The organism is Georgenia sp. AZ-5 (assembly GCF_043952095.1).
Classification (GTDB): domain Bacteria; phylum Actinomycetota; class Actinomycetes; order Actinomycetales; family Actinomycetaceae; genus Georgenia.
Genome location: NZ_JBINOU010000001.1, coordinates 1,219,241 through 1,240,636 on the forward strand (window position 1 = coordinate 1,219,241; position 21,396 = coordinate 1,240,636).

Genomic DNA, 21,396 nt, shown 5'->3' on the forward strand with positions numbered 1-21,396 from the left:
TCCGGCACGGACCGCGCCGCTGCGCCATCTAGGAGCGAGCATGTTCGGCCGCGAGAAGATCGAGTACAAGACCCCGGACCAGGTCAGGGCCATGCGCCGGGCCGGGCTGGTCGTGGCCGACATCCACGCCGCGCTGCGCGAGGCCGTCGCCCCCGGCATGACCACCGCCGACCTCGACGCGGTCTCCGCCGAGGTCATCGCCCGGGCCGGCGCGAGGCCGAACTTCCTGGGCTACCACGGCTTTCCCGCCACGGCGTGCATCTCCGTCAACGAGGTCATCGTGCACGGCATCCCGGGCGACCGGGTCGTCCAGGCCGGGGACGTGATCTCGTTCGACTGCGGCGCCGTCGTGGACGGCTGGCACGGCGACGCGGCCTTCTCCATGGTCGTCGGCGGGGCGGACCCGCAGGACCAGGCCCTCGTCGACGTCACCGAGGACGCGATGTGGGCGGGGATCGCCGCGCTGGCCACCGGCTCCCGGCTGGGGGCGGTGGGCGACGCCGTGGAGGACGTCGTCGAGGAGGCAGCGGCGACCCGCGGCGTCCCGCTCGGGATCGTCCAGGAGTACGTCGGGCACGGCATCGGGACCGCGATGCACCAGCCGCCCGAGGTCCTGAACTACCGCACCCGCGACAAGGGCCCGCGCCTGCGCCCCGGCATGGTGCTGTGCGTCGAGCCCATGCTCACCGCCGGCAGCCCCGACAACACGGTGCTCGAGGACGACTGGACCGTCGTCACCCTCGACGGCTCGCGCGCCGCGCACTTCGAGCACACCGTGGCGCTGGGGGAGCGGGGCATCTGGGTGCTCACCGCGCCCGACGGCGGGGCGGAGCGGCTCGCCGCGTTCGGCGTCGAGGTCGCGCCGCTCTAGCGCGGAGGGGGCGCTGCGCGCCCCGCGCCGCGGCACCGCCCGGCTGGTCCGGGTGAGCCGCAGGCTCACCCGGGCCGGGCCCGGCTCACCCGGGCCGGGCCCGGCTCACCCGCCGGCCGCCGTCTCCCGCTCCGGCCGGTCACCCGCCTCATCCCCGGACTTTCGGGCACGCCTCACCTCCGGCCCCGCGCCGCCGTCCCGGGCCCGGCTGGTTGCCTCGTCCCACAGCGGCAGGCCGCCCGGGTGGTCGACGGGCGCCACGGAGACGGAGGCGTGCGGTGGTCAGGCGAGACGGGACGGCGAGGGCCGTCGGTGCGGCGGGAGCGGTGGCATGGCCGTCGCGGTAGCGCGCCTCCAGCCCGCCGTCCGCGCGCCGCGGGTGAGGGGCACCGCGGCCGGCAGCGCCCCCGCCGGGCCGGTGCTCGGCGGGAAGGGCGCCTACTGACGAACACCGAGCAGACCGTGGCCGTGGGCCGCGGCGACGACGGGCCGGCGGCCCGGGAAGGAGGCCCCCGGGCCGCACGACGACCTCACCCCCGCCTCGCCACTCACGGGCGGACGGGCACCCCCGCATGCCCCCTAAACATGGGGTGATCGTTCCGCAACGACAGATGTGGACGATCGCCTACTGTGGGGCGCGCCGGGGCGGTCTCCCGACCGCCGCGGCCGGCGCGGCGCTCGTGCGGCGCTCGGTGCTCGGGTGGGGGTGACATGGTCGACGTTGCACCGGAAGTGGTGACCCGGCGCCCCCGCACGCCCCGGAATGTCGTGGTCGAGCCCGGGCTCCTGGAGCTGCTCGCGGCGCGGGCCCCGCTGACGGTGGTGCGCGGGCCGCGCGGCTTCGGCAAGACCACCCTCCTCGGCACGTGGCTGGACGGTCTGGAGCCCGGCGAGCCGGTCGTCTACCTGCGGCTGACGGCCGAGTGCAACGACGCCGAGACGTTCTGGCGGTGGCTGGCGCACGCCGTGCGGGCGGCGGGCGTGGAGGTGGACGACGGCGGCACGCGGGCCGGCGTGGTCGCCGCGCTGTCCGCCCGGCCCGAGCCGCTGACCATCGTCATCGACGACTACCACCACGCCGGGCGCCGCGACGCCGCGGCCGACATCGACGACGAGATCGTCGAGCTCGTCCGCCAGAACGACCAGCTCTACGTCGTCGTCGCGACGCGCACCAGCCGGGTGCTCGAGACCACGGGGTCGCTGTCGATCGACGTCACCGTCATCTCCCCCCGCGAGCTGCGGCTGTCCGCGCCGGCCGTCGCCGCGCTGGCCGCCCGGACCGGCGTGGCGATCGCCGAGCCCGCCGCGGCCCTGCTCGCGGACGGCTTCGGCGGGTGGCCGGCCGCCATCCGGGACGTGCTGGTGCGCTCCCGCGGGGACGGCGGGCGGGTCAACCTCGCGCTCGCGGACCAGTACATCGCCACCATGGTCCGGGACCTGCGCCACGAGGCGGTGCGCAGCTTCATGCTCCGCACCGCCGTGCCCGAGGAGTTCGACGCCGAGCTGGCGCGGCTCGTGGCTCCGGACGAGAACGTCCTGACCATCCTGCGCAACGTGCGCGCGGCCGGTCTGCTGCGCGAGGAGATCCGGGACGAGCGCCGGGTGTACTCCTACGCCCCGCTGGTGCGCCAGGCGCTGGTGCGGGTGCTCGCCGAGAGCCGCCCCGAGCAGCTCCGCGAGGTCCACACCACCCTCATGGACCGCCACCTGGCGGCGGGCGACCCGGTGCGCGCGATCCTGCACGCCGTGCACGCCGAGCAGTGGGCCGAGGCCGAGCGGCTGCTGCAGGAGCACTGGCCGCGGCTGATCACCCAGGAGCCGTGGTCCCTGGTGGCCGCGGCCCAGCTGGTGCCGCCGGAGGTCGCCGCCGCCCGGCCGCTGCTGCGGGTCGCGCGCGAAGAGGTCGGGCCCTCGCTGGCGCAGGAGGACGCGCTCGCGGTGCAGGGCTGGCCCACGGGGGACCTGCGGGGCATCACCGCCGAGCTGGTCGGCCAGGACAGCGCCGTCCAGCACGACGAGGCCTCGCTCGCGCTGCTGCAGTGGGGCGTCGCCGCGGTGATGGCCGGGGACCTCGGCACCGCCCTGTACGCCTTCGGCCGGTGCCGCGAGCGGGCGCACCAGCTGCCCGGCGCGGAAGCCACGGTCCAGGCCGCGACGGCCGGACTGGCCGCCGCCCACGCGCTGCTGGGCGACGTCGACATCGCCGCGGAGTGGCTCGCCGACCCGGTGCTGGCCGAGGTGCCGCTGCGCGGGGCCGGCACGGAGCCCCTGGCCGCGACCGCCGTCCGTATCGCCCGGGTGCTCGTGGCCATGGACGGCCTGCACGAGGACCTGCCCGAGCTCGTCGACGCCCTGGGCGAGCGGCACCGGCGCGACGAGGTGTGGGCGCTGATGGTCTACGTGCGCGCCGCGCACGCCGCGCTGGGCGGCGGCGCCGGCGAGGTCGCCCGGTGGGCGGCGAACCTGCGGGCCGCCCGCCACTACCTGCCACGCGCCGGGCTTGCGGAGAGCCTGCTGCGGACCGGGCTGGTCGAGACCCTGCTGGCCGGCGGCATGACCGCGGCGGCGCGCCAGGCCGCCGAGGACCTGCCGGTCTCCGCCGTGAGCCTGTCGGTGCTCGCCCGGCTCAGCCTGGCCGACGGCGACTACTCCCGGGCCCTGGCGCACGCGCGCACCGGGCTGGCCCACCCGCGGCTGAGCCAGCGCTCCGCGCTCGAGTGCCACCTCGTCCTGGCAGGCGCCCACCACGCCCTGGGCGAGCGCCTCGCGGCGCGGCGCGCGTTCGGCCGGGCGGTGGAGGTCGCCCTCGGCTCCGGGCTGCGCCGTCCGCTGCTGACCATGCCCTACCCGACCTTCACCCACCTCGCCGGCGACGACGCCGAGACGCTCGCCCTGTGGCCGGCCCGGCTGCGCCCGGCCCTCGCCGAGACGCCCACCCTGGTGCCGGCGCGCCCGGCCGAGCCGCTGAGCCGGCGGGAGCGGCAGGTGCTCGAGGCGCTCGCACGGCACGCCGGCGCCGTGGGCGTCGCGCACGAGCTGGGCCTGTCGGTCAACACCGTCAAGACTCACCTGCGGGCCGTCTACCGCAAGCTGGGCGTGGGCAGCCGCGAGGAGGCGCTCGTCGCGGCCGCCGGCCGGAGCTCCTCCGGGCCCGGTGCGGTGTGGGCCGAGGGCTGACGTGCGTGCGCAGCTGGGGGCCGGACTGCCCCGGGTCTCGAGCACCTTCTCGCCGACGGAGCGCGCCCGCGCCGCGCTGGGCGGGCTCCCCTCGGTCGTGGTGCTCCGGGCGCCGCGCGGGCACGGCAAGTCGAGCACGGTGGCGCACTGGCTGCGCCGGACCGACCTGCCCGACCACGACGTCGCCTGGCTGACGCTGCCGCGGACCGCCGGCCGCGACGAGCTGTGGCGCGCGCTGGGGGCGGCCGCGCGCCGGGCCGGCCTGACCCCCGGGGAGGACGGGCGGGGCTGGGACGACGTCGCCCGGGCGGCGCGGCGCCGGCGCCGCCGCGTCGTGCTGGTCGTGGACGGGCTGGACCGGGTCCGCGACGAGGACGTGGACGAGGAGCTGGTGGGCCTCGTCCAGGAGCACGAGGAGCTGCACCTCGTCCTGCTCATGCGCACCCAGCGGCCGGTGGAGGCGCTCGCACGCGTGGCGCTCGACACCGTCGTGCTCCAGCGCGAGGACCTCGCGCTCGACGCCGCGCACGTGACCGAGCTCGCCCGGGCCGCGGGCCGGCCGGTCTCACCGGCCGAGGCGCGGCGGCTGAGCGAGGAGCTGGGCGGCTGGCCCGGGCTCGTGCGGGCGGCCCTGCTGACGGCGGGCCGGGGGGACGGGGGCGAGCTCGTGCTCGACGCCGCCAGCCTCGCCGACTACCTCCGCCTGGTCCTGCAGGACGCCGAGCTGGCCGAGATCGCCCCGCACCTGGCGGCGCTCGCCGTGCCGGACCGGGTCACGGACGACGTCGCCGCCGCCCTGCTGGGCCGCGACGGCCGGGCCGCGGTGCTGCAGCGGGCGCGCGCGGCCGGCCTCGTCAACCAGCACGGCGGCGCCCTGGTCTACCCGGCCATCGTGCGCCAGCTGCTCCGCCGCGTGCTGCGCGAGGACGCCCCGGACAGGTACCGGGCCCTCAACGAGGCGATGGTGGAGCACCACCGGCGCGAGGGCGACGCCGTCGGCGCACTGCGTCACGCGGTGCGCGCCGAGAACCCCTCGGTGGTCCTCGACGTCGTGGAGGAGGCCTGGGACCGCCTGCTGCGCGCCCCGGGGGCCTTCCGGGACGCCCTGTCCCGGGTCCCCGCGGACGCCCTGGGGGCGAGCGCGAAGGGCGTCGTCGCGCGCGAGCACGTCCGCCCGGCGACGGTCGCCGACTCCTTCCAGCTGGCGCTGGTGAGCGGGCTGCGCCCGGGCGTCGGCTGGGAGGGCGCGCCCGCCAGCCACTTCGACGGGCAGATGGCCCCGCTGCTGGTGGAGGTGGGCACCCGTGCCCTGCTCGACGGGGAGCTGCTGCGGGCGGCGCACGCGTTCGCCGACGCCGTCGTGCAGGCGGAGGGCGGGGAGGCGGGGGAGGGGCGCGCCGGCGCCGCCCTGAGCCTCGCGCTGCTCGGGCACACGGGGGCCGCCCGGCGGTACCTCGAGGCGACCGGCGGACCCGACGGACCGGGTGCGCCCGGCGGCACGGACGGGGGCCCGCTCGCACGTGTCGCGGGGGCGCTGGTGCCGGCGCTGCTGGAGCTGGACCGGCTCGCGCCCGTGGACCTCGCCGCCGACCTCGACGTGCCGGCCGAGCTGGCCGGCCTGGGCGCCGTCGGCCTGTACGTCCGGGCCGGGGCCGCGCTCCTGCGGGGGGCGGGCAACGAGATGACCGGCGAGCTCGAGCGGTTCCGGCACGGGCCCGCGGGCGACGTCCCGCTGGCGGAGGGCCTGCTCGTCGCCGCCCTGGTCGACCTCTACCTCGCCGCGGGACGCGGCGACCGCGTGCGCCACCTGCTCGCCGGGCTCCCCGCCGGGCGCCGGGACGGCTGGACCCGGACGGCGCGGGCGCGCGGCGCCGTCTACGCCGGCGAGCACGACCTCGCCCTCCAGGTCACCGCCGGCGCCGTGGAGCTGGCCGCGCTGCGCCCCCGGACGGCGCTGAAGCTCAGCCTGGCCCGCGCCGTCGCCGCGCACCGGACGGGCCGGCGGCACGTGGCCACCGAGGCGCTGGAGCTCGCCTCGTCCCTGGCGGGCGGGACCGGCATCGTCCGCCCGTTCGCGATGGTGCCCCGCGGCGACCTCGAGCAGGTGGCCGCGGTGGCCCCGGCCGCCCGAGCGGTGCTCGACCGGCCCGAGCTGGCCGTGTCCGCCGAGCCGCTGCCGCCGCCGGCGTCGGTGCGGCTCTCGCGCAGCGAGCTGCGCGTGCTGGGGGAGCTGGCCACCGGCCGGCCGGTGACGCACGTGGCGCGCCGCCTGTTCGTCTCCGAGAGCACCGTCAAGACCCAGGTGCGCAGCATCTACCGCAAGCTCGACGTGCACACCCGCGCCGACGCCATCGCGCGGGCCCGCGTCCTCGGCATCCTGCCGCCGCAGTGACCCCGCCCGGTGCGCACGGCGGGCGCCGCCCAGGGGTGCGGGCGCGTGAGGGCGGTCACCGGCGTCCCGGTTCCACCGGCCTGGGCGATGCCGTAGGATGATCCGCTGGGCATGGCTTCACTCCTCCGTCAGGCGGCGTGGGCCGGCACCACGACGAGATCAACTACGTTAGCGGGGGTCATGGCGAAGAAGGACGGCGTCATCGAGATCGAGGGCAGTGTCGTCGAGGCGCTCCCCAACGCGATGTTCCGCGTTGAGCTGAGCAACGGGCACAAGGTCCTCGCCCACATCTCGGGCAAGATGCGCCAGCACTACATCCGGATCCTCCCCGAGGACCGGGTGGTCGTCGAGCTCAGCCCGTACGACCTCACCCGGGGTCGCATCGTCTACCGCTACAAGTAACCACCACGATCGCAACGCCGTCGTGACGAGCCCTGGCTCGTCCATGCGCGGCGGCGGAGGAAACATGAAGGTCAAGCCCAGCGTCAAGAAGATCTGCGACAAGTGCAAGGTCATCCGCCGTCACGGCCGCGTGATGGTGATCTGCGAGAACCTGCGCCACAAGCAGCGCCAGGGCTGAGGCCCTGAACCGCCGGGTCTCCCGGCACCACGCACCACTGCCGCAAGGCAACCCTCGGTTCGGAGGCCGGGGCCCGCAGCAGCGGGAGGGTGGTGCACAGACCTCCGACCCACAACAGGAGTGAAAGTTGGCACGTCTCTCTGGCGTCGACCTCCCCCGCGAGAAGCGGCTCGAGGTTGCGCTCACCTACATCTACGGAGTCGGGCGCACGCGCGCCAAGGAGACTCTCCAGGCCACCGGCATCAGCCCGGACCTGCGCGTCAAGGACATGACCGACGCGGACCTCGTCGCGCTGCGTGACTACATCGAGGGCAACTTCAAGGTCGAGGGTGACCTCCGCCGCGAGGTCGCCGCGGACATCCGCCGCAAGGTGGAGATCGGCTCCTACCAGGGCCTGCGGCACCGCCGCGGCCTGCCGGTGCACGGCCAGCGCACCAAGACCAACGCGCGTACCCGCAAGGGCCCGAAGCGCACCGTCGCCGGCAAGAAGAAGGCCGGCAAGAAGTAGTAGTCCGATCCGGCGCCCCGGCGCAGGACCGGTCCGACGACCTCTCCAGGAGAAGAAAGCCCCACATGCCTCCCAAGACCCGTACGGCGACCGCGGCCCGCAAGCCGCGCCGCAAGGAGCGTAAGAACGTCTCCCACGGCCACGCCTACATCAAGAGCACCTTCAACAACACCATCGTCTCCATCACCGACCCGACCGGCGCCGTCATCGCCTGGGCGTCCTCGGGCCAGGTCGGCTTCAAGGGCTCCCGCAAGTCCACGCCGTTCGCCGCGCAGCTGGCCGCCGAGGCCGCGGCGCGCCGCGCGCAGGAGCACGGCATGAAGAAGGTCGACGTCTTCGTCAAGGGGCCCGGCTCCGGCCGTGAGACCGCGATCCGCTCCCTGACGGCCGCCGGCCTCGAGGTCGGCTCGATCCAGGACGTGACGCCGCAGGCGCACAACGGCTGCCGCCCGCCCAAGCGCCGCCGCGTCTGAGCGGTACCGGGCAGCGGGGTGTGCGCAAGGCGCACACCCCGCTCCCGCGCCCCACAGCCTCACCCTGCCGGACGGACCGATGACCGGCAGGTCCTCGCCGTGGCGTCATATAGCGGACGCCGGCTGAAAGGAACACTCAAGTGCTCATTGCACAGCGCCCCACGCTGACCGAAGAGGTCGTCACCGACTACCGCTCGCGGTTCGTCGTCGAGCCCCTGGAACCGGGCTTCGGCTACACCCTCGGCAACTCCCTGCGCCGCACCCTGCTGTCCTCGATCCCGGGTGCCGCCGTCACGTCGATCCGCATCGACGGCGTCCTCCACGAGTTCTCGACCGTCCCCGGGGTCAAGGAGGACGTCACCGAGATCATCCTCAACATCAAGAACGTCGTCGTCTCCTCGGAGAACGACGAGCCCGTCGTGATGTACCTGCGCAAGCAGGGCCCGGGCGTCGTCACCGCCGGTGACATCACCCCGCCCGCGGGCGTGGAGGTCCACAACCCCGACCTGCACATCGCCACGATCAACGCCAAGGGCAAGCTCGAGATCGAGCTGACCGTCGAGCGTGGCCGCGGCTACGTCTCCGCCGTGCAGAACAAGAGCGCGGACGCCGAGATCGGGCGCATCCCGGTGGACTCGATCTACTCCCCGGTGCTGAAGGTGACCTACAAGGTCGAGGCCACCCGTGTGGAGCAGCGCACCGACTTCGACAAGCTCATCGTGGACGTCGAGACGAAGAACGCGATCAGCCCGCGCGACGCGCTCGCCTCCGCCGGCAAGACGCTGGTCGAGCTCTTCGGGCTGGCCCGTGAGCTCAACGTCGAGGCCGAGGGCATCGAGATCGGCCCGTCCCCGACGGACGCCGCGCTCGCCCAGGACCTGGCGCTGCCCATCGAGGACCTCGGGCTGCTGTCCCGCTCGTACAACTGCCTCAAGCGCGAGGGCATCCACACCGTGGGCGAGCTCGTCGCCCGCAGCGAGGCCGACCTGCTCGACATCCGCAACTTCGGTGCGAAGTCGATCGGTGAGATCAAGGAGAAGCTGGCCGGCCTGGGCCTGAGCCTGAAGGACAGCCCGGCCGACTTCGACCTCTCCGCCCACGCCGCGGCTGAGGACGACGCCTACGGCGACATCCAGTTCAGCGACGAGCAGCCCAGCTGACCTGCTCACCCGACACATCTACTAGGAGTAACCATGCCTACCCCTCCCAAGGGTCCCCGTCTGGGTGGCAGCCCCGCGCACGAGCGGCTCATGCTGGCCAACCTGGCCACGGCGCTGTTCGAGCACAAGAAGATCACCACCACGGAGACCCGCGCCAAGCGCCTGCGCCCGGTGGCGGAGAAGCTGATCACGCTCGCCAAGCGCGGTGACCTGGCCTCGCGCCGCAAGATCCTCACCACCGTGCGCCGCAAGGACGTCGTCGCGGAGCTCTTCGAGCAGACCGCGCCGCAGCTCGCCGAGCGCAACGGCGGCTACACCCGCATCACCAAGGTCGGCCCCCGCAAGGGCGACAACGCCCCCATGGCCGTCATTGAGCTGGTGCTGGAGCCGCTGAGCCCGAAGCAGGCCACCGTCCGCGAGGCCGAGAAGGCCACCCAGCGGGCCGCCGAGGCTCCCGCCGCCGAGGCCGCCGAGGCTCCCGCCGCGCAGGCGGAGGAGGCCGAGGTCGCCGAGGTGACCCAGGCCCCCGAGGTCGCCGAGGCCATCGAGGCCGAGACGAAGACCGACGCGGTCGACGGCGAGTCGGCGCAGGAGCAGCAGGTGGCCGCCGCCGAGCAGTCCGCCGCCGCCGAGAGCGCCCAGGCCCGCGACGCCGAGGCGAAGCAGGAGTGGGGCCCGCAGGACCGTCGCGCCTGATCCCACACCGCCCGCCAGTGGGCGACCCGAGGCCCGGCTCGTGGAACGAGCCGGGCCTCGGGCGCATCAGTGGCACGCTTCCCACGTGACCACGTTCGGAACGCGCGCGCCGGCGCCCGCGCGCCCCACTTGTGCCGCCACGCCCGCCCCGCCGCCGACGGTGCTCCTGGTCCACGGCATCCGCACGTCCGCGACGATGTGGCGGCGCCAGGTCGAGGCGCTCGGCGCCGCGGGCGTGCCCGCCGTCGCGCCGGACCTGCCGGGCCACGGCACCCGCGGCGGCGAGCGGTTCACCGTCGCCGGGGCGGTGGCGGCGGTGGAGGAGGCGGCGGCGCGGGTGGAGGGGCCCCTCGTCGTCGCGGGGCTGTCCCTGGGCGGGTACCTGGCGGTGCACTGGGCCGCGCTGACGGCGCACCGCGTGGACGCGGTGGTCGCCGCCTCGTGCAGCACCCAGCCGCGGGGCGTGCCGCTGTGGGTCTACCGGCGCCTCGCCGGCCTGATCGGCCGGCTGCCCGACGCCGGCGCCGGGCTCAACGACCGCCTGGCCCGCCGCTTCCTGCCGCCCGACGCCCTCACCGACGTCATCGCCGGCGGGATGACCGTGTCGGTGATGGAGAACGTGCTCGCCGGCATGGCAGACATCGACACCCTGGCCGACCTGCGCGCCATCGACGCGCCCGTCTGGCTGGTCAACGGCCGCTGGGACCACTTCCGGGCCGAGGAGAGGCGGTTCCTGCGTGCCTGCGCGGACGGCCGGCTCGTCGTCGTCCCGCGGGCGACGCACCTGGTCTCCCTCGTCCAGCCGGTCGCCTTCAACAGGATCCTGCTCGACGTCGTCGAGCACGCGCGGGCCGCCGCCTGAGGGCCCTCACCCGCCGGGCGGGGCGCCGCGGCCGCGCCGCTAGCGCAGCCGCAGCTCCCAGGCGCGCACGCCGCCGATGATGCCGGCGCTGTTGGGGACGATCACGACGTCGTCGCCGAGCTTGTCCACCACCTGCGGGGAGATCCGGCGGGAGTTGCCCCCGCCGAGGTAGAGCCGGTCCCACAGGTACATCGGGCGCATGACCTCCACGAGGCGGCGCACCCGCCGGGACCAGTGCGCGTCGCCCAGCCGCAGCCGCTCGTGCTCGCCGATGAAGTCGTCGTAGGTCAGGCCCCACCGGATCGGGCCCTGGCTGAGCTCGACGTGCGGGGCGAGGACGCCGCCGTCGAAGACGGCGTTGCCCAGGCCGGTGCCCAGGGTGACGATCATCTCCAGGCCCGCCCCGGCCACGACGCCGGCGCCGTGCACCTCCGCGTCGTTGAGCACGAGGACCGGCACGCCGAGCGCCTCCTCGAGGGCGTGGCGCATATCGAAGCCCGACCAGTGCAGCACCAGCTCGGGCAGCACGCGGGTGCGCGGGCCGGCGCGGGTGATGTAGTGCGGGGTGGCGACGACGACGCCGTGGCGGAGCATCCCCGGCATCCCCACGGTGACCCGGGCGGCCGGCGGCAGCTGCCCGGCGAGCGACACGATCGTGCTGACGAGCCGGGTGGGCGGCAGCGGGTAGGGGGTGGCGGTCCGCACGGGCGGGGCGTGGACCGTGCCCGCCTCGTCGAGCACGGAGGCCTTGATGCCGCCGCCCCCGCAGTCCACAGCGAGGGTCATGACGGGCGGCTGCACGGCGCCGACACTACCGTGCGGCCACCTCGCGGCGGTCGTCGGGCAGGCGGCGGGTGAGTCCGCGGCGGTCCAGGTGTTCCAGCAGGGGCAGCACCACCCGGCGGGAGGTGCCCAGGTGCGCCCGGGCGGCGCTGGTGGTGAACGGCTGGTCCAGCTCCGCCAGCCGGGCCACCGCCCGCGCGGCGGCGTCGGCGGGCAGCACGATGCCCGGCGCCGGCCGGAGCAGGCGGCCCGCCCGGGCCGCGGCCGCCAGGGCCCGCTCGTCCAGGCCCAGCTCGCGCAGCCGGTCCGCGGTGGGCGCCGCGAACGGCGCGGCGGCCAGCTCGCCGTCGAGCGCGGCGAGCGCCCGCTCCACCTCCGCCGGCAGGCCGGTGGCGCCCGCCGTCACCCGCCCCGCCACGAGCCGGAGCGGCGGGCGCAGCACGGCGGGCAGCACCCCCGCGGGGAGCCCGACGCGCGCCGCGAGGGCGGCGGGCGGCACGCCCGGGTCGAGCGGGTGGGCGGCATCGTGCTCGCGCACGAGCCGCTCGGCGTCCCGCGCGGCGGCGGCCGCGCGGGCGTCGGAGACGAGCCAGTCCCCGGCGCGCACCCCCGGCGCCGCGTCCGGGACCGGCACGCCGATGCGCCGCAGGAGCCCGGCCCCGGCCACGCCGCGGCGCCGCAGCTCGGCGGCGAGGTCGGGGACGCCGGTGGCGCCGGCCAGGGCTCCCGCGCGGGCGGCGGCCGCGCCCCGGCGGTCCAGGGCGGGCGGGGCCGGGTCCAGCACCGTGACGCCCCACAGGGCGCGGCTGCCGGGGTCACGCAGGATCGCCCGGTCGCCCACGCGCAGCGGCAGCGGACGGCGGAGCACGAGCCGGGCCAGGCCGGGGCCGAGGGGCCGGTGGTGGACGGCGACCGACGTGGCGCCCACGTGCAGCAGCGGCCGCGCCGGGGGCGTCGCCGGCGACGCGGCGCCCGCCGGGCCGGCGCCCGGGAGGGCGACGGCGGACGGATGGAGCCGCACGTCCACGACGGTCGTGGCGTGCCAGGCGCCGGGCGTGACCAGGACGTCGCCGCGGGCGAGGTCCTCGACGTCCCCGGCCAGGTTCAGCGCCACCCGGGCCACGCCGGCGGCCGCCTCGACGGGCACGCCGAGGGACTGCACGGACCGGACCCGCACCTCGCGGCCGTCGTGGTCGAGACGTTGCCCGGCGGCGACGCGCCCGGCGGGCAGGGTGCCGGTGACCACCACGCCCGCCCCGCGGACGCCGAAGCGCCGGTCGACCCACAGGCGGACGTCCGCGGCCGGGTCGGGGTCCGGCAGGTCGCGGAGCATGGCGGCGAGGGCGGCGCGCAGCCGGTCCAGGCCCTGCCCGGTGCGCCCGCTGACCGCGAGGACCTCCGCGGCCGCGAGCGAGGTGCGGGCCAGCTCCACGCGGGCGCGGGCGGCGGCCGGCGCGGGGTCCGCGAGGTCCGCCCGGGTGACCGCCACGACGCCGTGCCGCACGCCGAGGGCGTCCAGCGCCGCGAGGTGCTCGGCGGTCTGCGGCATCCACGGGTCGTCGGCTGCGACCACGAGCAGCGCGGCGGGCACCGGCCCGATGCCGGCGAGCATGGTCGGGACGAACCGCTCGTGACCGGGGACGTCGACGAACGCCACGTCCCCGACGTCCAGCCGGGTCCACGCGTACCCCAGCTCGATCGTCAGCCCGCGGCGCCGCTCCTCGGCGAGCCGGTCCGGGTCCGTCCCGGTCAGGGCGCGCACCAGGGTGGACTTGCCGTGGTCGACGTGCCCGGCGGTGGCGACGACGTGCATCAGCCGGCCTCCACGGCGGCGCCGAGCGCGGCCCGCGCCGCGGCGACGACCACGGCGTCGTCCTCCGGCGGGACGGCCAGCAGGTCGAGCAGCAGCCGGTCCCGCTCCACGTGGCCGACCACCGGCACGGCTCCCAGCCGCAGCGGCGCGGCCAGCCCGGCCGGCAGGGCGACGGCGGCGGAGGGCAGCTCCACCCCGGGCGCGCCGCCGCCCCCGACCGCGCCCGTGGACCGCACCGCAGCGGCCGGCGGGCCGAGGGCCGCCGCGATCGCCTGCGCCCGGGCGAGCAGCGCGGCGGGGTCGGCCGCGAGGGCGGCGACGACGGGCGGCGGCGGCCCGGTCAGCGTCGCCTCCAGCGCGGCCAGGGTCAGCTTGTCCACCCGCAGGGCGCGGGCGAACGGGTGCCGCCGCAGCCGTTGCACCAGGCCGGCCTCGCCCAGCAGCAGGCCGCACTGCGGCCCGCCGAGCAGCTTGTCGCCGGAGGCGGTCACGAGCGTGGCGCCGGCCCGCAGAGTGCTGGCCGCGTCCGGCTCGGCGGGCAGCCGCGGGTGCGGGGCGAGCAGGCCCGAGCCGATGTCCGCGACCACGGGCACGCCCACGGCGCCGGCGAGCTCGCGGACGCCGACCGAGGCGGTGAACCCGGAGACGACGAAGTTCGAGGGGTGCACCTTCAGCACGAAGGCGGTGCTCTCGTCGACGGCGGCGGTGTAGTCCGCCAGGCGTACCCGGTTGGTGGTGCCGACCTCGCGCAGCATGGCCCCGACGGCCTCGAGGAGCTCGGGGATCCGGAAGCCGTCGCCGATCTCCACGAGCTCGCCGCGCGCGACCACCACGCTGCGCCCCGCGGCCAGCGCGAGGGTGACCAGCGCCAGCGCGGCCGCGCCGTTGTTCACCACGTGCGCGTCCCCGGCGTCGGGCACGGCGGCGCGCAGGGCCTCCAGCGCGCCCCGGCCGCGCTTCCCCCGCCGGCCGGTGGCGAGGTCCAGCTCGACGTCGGTGGCGCCGGCCGCGACGTTCACGGCCGAGACGGCCGCGGCGGACAGCGGAGCCCGGCCGAGGTTGGTGTGCACGACCACCCCGGTGGCGTTGACGACCGGGCGCAGCCGCGTGGCCGCGGCGGGCAGCGCCGCGACCGCCGCGTCCGGGACCTCCTCGGCGGTCAGGTCGCCGGCCCGGAACCGCTCCTGGGCCGCGGCCACGGCCCGCCGCACCAGGCGGTCGCCCAGCCGGCCCGCGGCCTCGCGCAGCCGCGGGTCGGCCAGCACCAGGTCGGTGCGCGGCGTCGCCCGGCGTCTGTCCTGCAACGGCTCCTCCTGAAGATGGCGGAGGCGGACGGGAATCGAACCCGCCTGGCCGAGGTGCTCGGCCACTACGGTTTTGAAGACCGCGCCCGTCACCAGACGAGGTACGCCTCCGTGGCACACCCTAAGGCCAACGGCGTGACGCCCGTCACCACGCGGGGGTGCCGGCCCGGCGCCAGGACAGTGCCGCGGCCCGGCGCCGAGAATGCGCTCAGCTCCCGTCCGAGCCGGGAACGGGAAGCCAGGGCATTCTCGGCGCGGCGCGTCCCTCTGCGCCGGCGGCCGGGGGCGCCGGGGCGGCCGGGGCCTGGACCTGCGCACGCCCGGACCCTAGGGTGGCGCGCGTGACCGCCACCACACCCGGACTGCGCCTGACCCAGTACGCCGCCGGCGGCGGGTGCGCCTGCAAGGTGCCACCCGGTGAGCTCGAGCGCGTGCTCGGCGGTCTGCCGCTGGCGCACGGCGAGGACCTGCTGGTGGGCCTCGAGCACGGCGACGACGCCGCCGCCGTGCGCATCGACGCCGACCGGGCCCTCATCCTCACCGCCGACTTCTTCACCCCCGTGGTCGACGACCCCTACGAGTGGGGCCGGATCGCGGCGACCAACGCGCTATCGGACGTCTACGCCATGGGCGGCACGCCCGTGGTGGCCGTCAACCTGCTGTCCTGGCCGCGGCAGAAGATCCCCTTCGACGTGGCCGCCGAGGTGCTGCGCGGCGGGGCCGACGTGTGCGCGGCCGCCGGGACGTTCCTGGCCGGCGGGCACAGCGTGGACGACCCCGAGCCCAAGTACGGCCAGGCGGTCACCGGCCTGGCCGACCCCGCGCGGCTGCTGCGCAACGACGCCGGCGAGGCCGGGCTGCCGCTGACGCTCACCAAGCCGCTCGGCCTCGGCGTGCTCAACAACCGCCACAAGGCCACGGGCGAGTGGTTCGAGCAGGCGGTCGCGCAGATGACCACCCTCAACCAGGACGCCGCCCGGGCGGCGCTCGCGGCCGGGGCGCGGTGCGCCACCGACGTCACCGGCTTCGGGCTGCTCGGCCACCTGTACAAGCTGGCCCGCGCGTCCGGCGTCAGCGCCGTCGTCGACACCGCCGCGGTGCCCTACCTCGACGGCGCCCGGGACGCCCTCGCCGCGGGCTTCGTGCCCGGCGGCAGCCGCCGCAACCTCGACTGGGTGCGCCCGCACCTGGACGCCTCCGTCGGGGAAGACGAGCTCGTCCTCCTCGCCGACGCGCAGACCTCCGGCGGGCTGCTCGTGGCGGGGGAGGTGCCCGGGTACCCGGTCGTCGGCGAGCTCGTGCCCGCCCGTGAGGCCACCGTCGTCGTGCGGTGACGTGGACCGGGAGCCCGCGGGAAAGCCGCGCGCCGGACCGGCCGCCAGCGACGGGGCGGCGGGCCGGGAAGGCCGGCGGCGTCGTCGTAACCGGGTGCGTGGCCGCGCCCGCCCGGGTAGGGTGCCGACCATTCCCGAGGAGGGGACAGCGCGATGGCTAAGACGTTCCTGTCCTGGCCGGTGGTGCGCCAGCTCACCGGCAGCGACCCGCTCGGCCGCGGGCCCGCGGTGCGCTCGCCGCGCACCGACGCCCTCACCGCCCGCACGGAGACCGCCGACCGGGTCGCGCGCAGCGTGTGCCCCTACTGCGCGGTCGGGTGCGGCCAGAAGGTCTACGTCAAGGACGAGAAGGTCATCCAGATCGAGGGCGACCCGGACAGCCCCGTCTCGCGGGGGCGCCTGTGCCCGAAGGGCTCCGCCAGCAAGAACCTGGTCACCTCCCCGCTGCGCCAGACGAAGGTGCGCTACCGGCGCCCGTACGGCTCCGAGTGGGAGGACCTCGAGCTCGACGTCGCCATGGACATGATCGCGGAGCGGGTCGTCAAGGCCCGGCAGGACGGCTGGCAGGACCTCGACGAGAACGGCCGGCGGGTCCGCCGCACCATGGGGATCGCCGGCCTGGGCGGCGCCACGCTGGACAACGAGGAGAACTACCTCATCAAGAAGCTCTTCACCGCCCTCGGCGCCATCCAGATCGAGAACCAGGCGCGCATATGACACTCCGCCACGGTCCCCGGTCTGGGGGCCAGCTTCGGGCGTGGCGGCGCCACCGGCTTCCAGCAGGACCTCGCCAACTCTGACTGCATCGTCATCCAGGGCTCGAACATGGCCGAGGCCCACCCGGTGGGCTTCCAGTGGGTGGTGGAGGCCAAGGCCCGCGGCGCGAAGGTCATCCACGTCGACCCGCGCTTCACGCGCACCAGCGCGCTCGCGGACACCTACGTGCCCATCCGGGTCGGCACCGACGTCGTCTTCCTCGGCGCGATCGTCAACCACGTGCTCAGCAACGAGCTCGACTTCCGCGAGTACGTGCTGGCGTACACCAACGCCGCGACCATCGTCAGCGAGGACTACCGGGACACCGAGGACCTCGACGGGCTCTTCTCCGGCTTCGACCCCGAGACGCGGACGTACGACACGTCCTCCTGGCAGTACGCCGGCCAGGAGGGCGGCGGCTTCGACGAGGACGAGCACGCCACCCAGCGCGCGACGGCGGCCGGCCTGCAGCACGAGGTCCACGGCACCCAGGTCGGGGGTCACCCGCCGCGGGACGAGACGCTGCAGCACCCCCGGTGCGTGTACCAGATCCTCAAGCGGCACTTCTCCCGCTACACCCCCGAGCTGGTGGAGGAGGCCTGCGGCATCTCCCGGGAGGCCTTCCTCGAGGTGGCCGAGGCGTGGACGCGGAACTCGGGCCGCGAGCGGACCACCGCGCTGGTCTACAGCGTCGGCTGGACCCAGCACAGCGTGGGCGTCCAGTACATCCGCACCGGGGCGATCCTGCAGCTGCTGCTGGGCAACATTGGCCGCCCGGGCGGCGGGATCATGGCGCTGCGCGGGCACGCAAGCATCCAGGGCTCGACCGACATCCCCACCCTGTTCAACCTGCTGCCCGGGTACCTGCCCATGCCCAACGCCGCCCAGCACCAGAGCCTGCAGGAATGGATCGACGGTTCCCGCAACCCCGGCTCGAAGGGGTTCTGGGCCAACGCCGGCGCGTACGGCGTCAACCTGCTCAAGGCCTACTGGGGCGACGCGGCGACCCCCGAGAACGACTTCTGCTTCGACTACCTGCCACGCCTGACCGGCGACCACGGCACCTACCGCACCGTGCTCGACATGATCGACGGGAAGGTCAAGGGCTACTTCCTGCTCGGGCAGAACCCGGCGGTGGGCTCCGCGCACGGCCGCGCGCAGCGCCTCGGCATGGCGAACCTCGACTGGCTCGTGGTGCGGGACCTGTTCGAGATCGAGAGCGCGACGTTCTGGAAGAACTCACCGGAGGTCGCGACCGGGGAGATCGTGGCGGCCGAGTGCCGCACCGAGGTCTTCCTGCTGCCGGCCGCCTCGCACGTGGAGAAGGAAGGCACCTTCACCCAGACCCAGCGCATGCTGCAGTGGCGGGAGAAGGCCCTGGACCCGCCGGGCGACTGCCGGTCCGAGCTGTGGTTCTTCTACCACCTGGGCCGCCTCGTCCGGGAGAGGCTGGCGGGCTCCTCCGACGAGCGCGACCGCCCCGTGCTGGACCTGGCGTGGGACTACCCGGTCCACGGCGAGCACGCCGAGCCCGACGCCGAGGCCGTCCTGAGGGAGATCAACGGCTACGAGATCGCGACCGGGCGGCCGCTGGCCTCCTTCACCGAGATGAAGGACGACGGCTCCACGCTCGGCGGGTGCTGGATCTACACCGGGGTGTTCAAGGACGGCGTGAACCAGGCCGCGCGCCGCAAGCCGCGCACCGAGCAGAGCTGGGTGGCGCCGGAGTGGGGCTGGGCGTGGCCCGCCGACCGGCGGATGCTGTACAACCGGGCCTCGGCCGACCCCGAGGGCCGTCCGTGGAGCGAGCGCAAGGCCTACGTCTGGTGGGACGAGGAGGCCGGGGAGTGGACCGGGCACGACGTGCCCGACTTCGAGAAGACCAAGCCGCCGTCCTACCGCCCGCCCGAGGGCGCCGACGGCGTGGCGGGCATCGCCGGCGACGACGCGTTCATCATGCAGGGCGACGGCAAGGGCTCGCTGTTCGTGCCGAAGGGCCTGATCGACGGGCCGCTGCCCACCCACTACGAGCCGGTGGAGTCCCCGGTGCGCAACCCGCTGTACGGGCAGCAGTCCAACCCGACCCGGGTGGAGTACCGGCACGCCGCCAACGTGCTCAACCCCAGCCCGCCCGAGGCGCACAGCGAGGTCTTCCCCTACGTCTTCACCACCAGCCGCCTCACCGAGCACCACACGGCCGGCGGCATGAGCCGGTACCTGCAGTACCTCGCCGAGCTGCAGCCGGAGATGTTCGTGGAGGTCTCCCCGGAGCTCGCGGCGGAGCGGGGCCTGGAGCACGGGGGGTGGTGCCACGTGGTCACCGCCCGCTCGGCGGTGGAGGGCCGCGTGCTCGTCACCGACCGGCTCACCCCGCTGCGGGTGGAGGGCCGCACCGTGCACCAGGTGTGGATGCCCTACCACTGGGGCAGCGGCGGCTTCGTCACGGGGGACTCCGCCAACGACCTGTTCGGCATCACGCTCGACCCCAACGTGCTCATCCAGGAGTCCAAGGTCGGCACGTGCGACGTGCGGGCCGGGCGCCGGCCCACCGGCCGGGCGCTGCTGGACTACGTCGAGGGCTACCGGCTCCGCGCCGGCGTCGGGCACGGGCACGTCAAGCCCATCGTCACCACTGCGGCGGCCGGCACGGCCGGAGAGCACGAGGAGCGGACATGACCGGCAAGCGCAGCGTGTTCCGCCCGAACAGCCTGTTCGGGCCGGTCGACCCAGCCGCGGAGGCGGGCTACGAGGACCCGCCGCCGCGGAAGGGCTTCTTCACCGACACCAGCGTGTGCATCGGGTGCAAGGCGTGCCAGGTGGCGTGCAAGGAGTGGAACGGCGTCCCCGACGACGGCTTCGACCTGCTCGGCATGTCCTACGACAACGCCGGCTCGCTCAACGCGAACCAGTGGCGGCACGTGGCCTTCATCGAGAAGACGGGGCCGCCGGCCCCCGCCCGCCCGGCCGTGGACCTGGGCATGCCGACGGTGGGGCCGCCGCCCGTCGAGGAGGCCGCCAAGCCGGACTTCCGCTGGCTGATGTCCTCCGACGTGTGCAAGCACTGCACCCACGCGGCGTGCCTGGACGTGTGCCCCACCGGTGCGCTGTTCCGCACCGAGTTCGGCACGGTCGTGGTCCAGGACGACGTCTGCAACGGCTGCGGCTACTGCGTGGCGGCCTGCCCCTACGGCGTCATCGACCGGCGCCACGGGCCCGAGGGCGCGAAGAACGTCGGCATCGCCCAGAAGTGCACGCTGTGCTACGACCGGCTGGGTGCCGGGCTCGAGCCAGCGTGCGCCAAGGCGTGCCCCACCGACTCCATCCAGTTCGGCGACCTCGACGAGCTGAGGGAGCGGGCCGCCGCCCGTGTGGAGCACCTGCACGAGGCCGGGGTGGCCGAGGCGCGGCTGTACGGCAACGACCCCGAGGACGGCGTCGGCGGCACCGGCGCGTTCTTCCTCCTGCTCGACGAGCCCGAGGTCTACGGCTTCCCGCCCGACCCGGTCGTCACGACCCGGGACCTGCCGAAGATGTTCCGCCGCGGCACCGCCGCCGCCGCCGCCATGCTGGCCGGGGCGGCGCTCGCGTTCCTGGGCGCGCGCCGATGAGCGGCACGGGCGCCGCCGGGCAGTCGGAGATCCCCGCGGGGCAGGGCCCGCAGGACGCGGCGGGGCAGGGCCGGGAGCCGGAGCGGCGCCGCAGGCGTCGCGGTGAGCGCCGCGGCGACGGCGAGCAGTCCATGGTCCCCGAGGCCACCTTCACGTCCTACTACGGCAGGCAGGTCGTCAAGCCGGCGCCGTGGGAGAACGACATCCCGGCGTACATGTTCGCGGGCGGCCTCGCCGCCGGGTCCTCGATCCTCGCCGCCGGCGGGGACCTGACCGGCCGGCCGGCGCTGCGCCGCGCCGGCCGGCTCACGGCCATGGGAGCGCTCGGGTTCTCCATGGTGGCGCTGGTGCACGACCTGGGCCGGCCCGAGCGCTTCCTCAACATGATGCGGACGGTGAAGCTCACCTCGCCCATGTCCGTGGGGACCTGGATCCTCGCCGCCTACTCCCCGCCCATGGGGCTGGCCGCCGCCTCCGAGCTCGTGGACGTCCTGCGCCCGGGCACCACCCGGGGGCCGCTGCGCCTGGCCCGTGCGGTGGGCCGGCCCGCCGGGGTGGCGGCGGCGGCCCTCGCCCCGCCGGTGGCCGCGTACACCGCCGTCCTGCTGGCCGACACCGCCACCCCGTCCTGGCACGAGGCCTACCGCGAGCTGCCGTTCGTGTTCTGCGCCTCGGCGCTCGCGGCGGCGAGCGGCGCGGCCATGGTCGCGGTGCCGGTGGCGCAGACGGGGCCGGCGCGGCGGGTGGCGCTCGGCGCCGCGCTGAGCGAGATCGCGGCCGAGTGGCAGATGGAACGGTCGATGGGCCTCGCCGCCGAGCCGCTGCACACGGGCAGCCCCGGGCGGCTCATGCGCGCGGCGCGCTACCTCACCGCCGCGGGAGCGGCCGGCAGCCTGCTCGCCGGCCGCAGCCGCGTCGCGGCGGCGCTGTCGGGCGCGGCGCTGCTCGCCGGCTCGGCCTGCACCCGCTTCGGGATCGTCAAGGCGGGCATCGCCTCGGCCAAGGACCCCAAGTACACGGTCGTCCCGCAGCGGGAGCGGGTCGACCGGGGAGAGCGCGTCCGTCACCGGTAGACGGGC

Annotated in this window: 17 protein-coding genes and 1 tRNA gene; 14 read left to right on the top strand and 4 right to left on the bottom strand. The window is 75.8% G+C overall.

Features of this window, described 5'->3' with window-relative positions; genetic code table 11:
* Nucleotides 1-40 precede the first annotated feature (40 nt).
* The 10 genes from map (at nt 41) to ACF0H8_RS05885 (ending at nt 10,719) form a co-directional block, all read left to right on the top strand.
* Complete coding sequence (gene map / locus ACF0H8_RS05840) at nt 41-871, top strand: type I methionyl aminopeptidase (RefSeq protein ID WP_395288032.1); 831 nt, start codon at nt 41-43, stop codon at nt 869-871.
* 711 nt (nt 872-1,582) lie between these two features.
* Entirely contained in the window at nt 1,583-4,048 is a 2,466-nt protein-coding gene (locus ACF0H8_RS05845) for a LuxR C-terminal-related transcriptional regulator (RefSeq protein ID WP_395288033.1), read from the top strand.
* Nucleotide 4,049: 1 nt separating this feature from the next.
* Nucleotides 4,050-6,440, top strand: coding sequence for a LuxR C-terminal-related transcriptional regulator (locus tag ACF0H8_RS05850; RefSeq protein WP_395288034.1), 2,391 nt, complete (start codon nt 4,050-4,052; stop codon nt 6,438-6,440).
* 180 nt (nt 6,441-6,620) lie between these two features.
* A complete protein-coding gene (gene infA / locus ACF0H8_RS05855; protein WP_043501486.1) occupies nt 6,621-6,842 on the top strand; it encodes a translation initiation factor IF-1 in 222 nt (73 codons plus the stop codon).
* A 64-nt stretch (nt 6,843-6,906) separates the two neighbouring features.
* Nucleotides 6,907-7,020, top strand: a complete 114-nt coding sequence (rpmJ, locus tag ACF0H8_RS05860; protein WP_009740505.1) for a 50S ribosomal protein L36 — start codon at nt 6,907-6,909, stop codon at nt 7,018-7,020.
* Nucleotides 7,021-7,147: 127 nt separating this feature from the next.
* Nucleotides 7,148-7,528, top strand: a complete 381-nt coding sequence (gene rpsM / locus ACF0H8_RS05865) for a 30S ribosomal protein S13 (protein WP_395288035.1) — start codon at nt 7,148-7,150, stop codon at nt 7,526-7,528.
* 65 nt (nt 7,529-7,593) lie between these two features.
* Nucleotides 7,594-8,001 carry a 30S ribosomal protein S11 gene (gene rpsK / locus ACF0H8_RS05870; protein ID WP_395288036.1) on the top strand — a complete coding sequence of 136 codons (408 nt, stop codon included), beginning with the start codon at nt 7,594-7,596 and terminating at the stop codon, nt 7,999-8,001.
* A 140-nt stretch (nt 8,002-8,141) separates the two neighbouring features.
* Entirely contained in the window at nt 8,142-9,161 is a 1,020-nt protein-coding gene (locus ACF0H8_RS05875) for a DNA-directed RNA polymerase subunit alpha (protein WP_395288037.1), read from the top strand.
* Nucleotides 9,162-9,194: 33 nt separating this feature from the next.
* Nucleotides 9,195-9,857 carry a 50S ribosomal protein L17 gene (rplQ, locus tag ACF0H8_RS05880; protein WP_395288038.1) on the top strand — a complete coding sequence of 221 codons (663 nt, stop codon included), beginning with the start codon at nt 9,195-9,197 and terminating at the stop codon, nt 9,855-9,857.
* 85 nt (nt 9,858-9,942) lie between these two features.
* Nucleotides 9,943-10,719, top strand: coding sequence for an alpha/beta fold hydrolase (locus ACF0H8_RS05885; RefSeq protein ID WP_395288039.1), 777 nt, complete (start codon nt 9,943-9,945; stop codon nt 10,717-10,719).
* Between the two features lie 39 nt (nt 10,720-10,758).
* On the opposite strand, the gene ACF0H8_RS05890 is transcribed toward ACF0H8_RS05885, so the two are convergent.
* The 4 genes from ACF0H8_RS05890 to ACF0H8_RS05905 form a co-directional block, all read right to left on the bottom strand.
* Nucleotides 10,759-11,505, bottom strand: a complete 747-nt coding sequence (locus ACF0H8_RS05890; RefSeq protein WP_395290818.1) for an ROK family protein — start codon at nt 11,503-11,505, stop codon at nt 10,759-10,761.
* 25 nt (nt 11,506-11,530) lie between these two features.
* Nucleotides 11,531-13,315 (bottom strand): selenocysteine-specific translation elongation factor, encoded by a 1,785-nt coding sequence (selB, locus tag ACF0H8_RS05895; protein WP_395288040.1) that lies wholly within the window; start codon nt 13,313-13,315, stop codon nt 11,531-11,533.
* On the bottom strand, nt 13,315-14,619 hold the full coding sequence (gene selA, locus ACF0H8_RS05900) for an L-seryl-tRNA(Sec) selenium transferase (protein WP_395288041.1): 1,305 nt from the start codon (nt 14,617-14,619) through the stop codon (nt 13,315-13,317). The genes selB and selA overlap by 1 nt, the downstream gene beginning before the upstream one ends.
* A gap of 16 nt (nt 14,620-14,635) precedes the next feature.
* Nucleotides 14,636-14,730, bottom strand: a tRNA-Sec gene (locus ACF0H8_RS05905).
* Between the two features lie 230 nt (nt 14,731-14,960).
* Here ACF0H8_RS05905 and selD point away from each other — a divergent pair.
* From selD to nrfD, 4 genes are all read left to right on the top strand, one after another.
* Nucleotides 14,961-15,953, top strand: a complete 993-nt coding sequence (gene selD, locus ACF0H8_RS05910; RefSeq protein WP_395288042.1) for a selenide, water dikinase SelD — start codon at nt 14,961-14,963, stop codon at nt 15,951-15,953.
* A 153-nt stretch (nt 15,954-16,106) separates the two neighbouring features.
* On the top strand, nt 16,107-19,385 hold the full coding sequence (fdh, locus tag ACF0H8_RS05915) for a formate dehydrogenase (RefSeq protein ID WP_395288043.1): 3,279 nt from the start codon (nt 16,107-16,109) through the stop codon (nt 19,383-19,385).
* Nucleotides 19,382-20,317, top strand: coding sequence for a 4Fe-4S dicluster domain-containing protein (locus ACF0H8_RS05920; RefSeq protein WP_395288044.1), 936 nt, complete (start codon nt 19,382-19,384; stop codon nt 20,315-20,317). The genes fdh and ACF0H8_RS05920 overlap by 4 nt, the downstream gene beginning before the upstream one ends.
* Nucleotides 20,314-21,390 (top strand): NrfD/PsrC family molybdoenzyme membrane anchor subunit, encoded by a 1,077-nt coding sequence (gene nrfD, locus ACF0H8_RS05925; protein ID WP_395288045.1) that lies wholly within the window; start codon nt 20,314-20,316, stop codon nt 21,388-21,390. The genes ACF0H8_RS05920 and nrfD overlap by 4 nt, the downstream gene beginning before the upstream one ends.
* Nucleotides 21,391-21,396: the final 6 nt, after the last annotated feature.

Bases quoted from the DNA above. Each gene is read 5' to 3' on its own strand.
- map (WP_395288032.1), top strand. From the start codon at position 41: ATGTTCGGCCGCGAGAAGATCGAGTACAAGACCCCGGACCAGGTCAGG.
- ACF0H8_RS05845 (WP_395288033.1), top strand. From the start codon at position 1,583: ATGGTCGACGTTGCACCGGAAGTGGTGACCCGGCGCCCCCGCACGCCC.
- infA (WP_043501486.1), top strand. From the start codon at position 6,621: ATGGCGAAGAAGGACGGCGTCATCGAGATCGAGGGCAGTGTCGTCGAG.
- rpmJ (WP_009740505.1), top strand. From the start codon at position 6,907: ATGAAGGTCAAGCCCAGCGTCAAGAAGATCTGCGACAAGTGCAAGGTC.
- rpsK (WP_395288036.1), top strand. From the start codon at position 7,594: ATGCCTCCCAAGACCCGTACGGCGACCGCGGCCCGCAAGCCGCGCCGC.
- rplQ (WP_395288038.1), top strand. From the start codon at position 9,195: ATGCCTACCCCTCCCAAGGGTCCCCGTCTGGGTGGCAGCCCCGCGCAC.
- ACF0H8_RS05890 (WP_395290818.1), bottom strand. From the start codon at position 11,505: ATGACCCTCGCTGTGGACTGCGGGGGCGGCGGCATCAAGGCCTCCGTG.
- selB (WP_395288040.1), bottom strand. From the start codon at position 13,315: ATGCACGTCGTCGCCACCGCCGGGCACGTCGACCACGGCAAGTCCACC.
- ACF0H8_RS05920 (WP_395288044.1), top strand. From the start codon at position 19,382: ATGACCGGCAAGCGCAGCGTGTTCCGCCCGAACAGCCTGTTCGGGCCG.
- nrfD (WP_395288045.1), top strand. From the start codon at position 20,314: ATGAGCGGCACGGGCGCCGCCGGGCAGTCGGAGATCCCCGCGGGGCAG.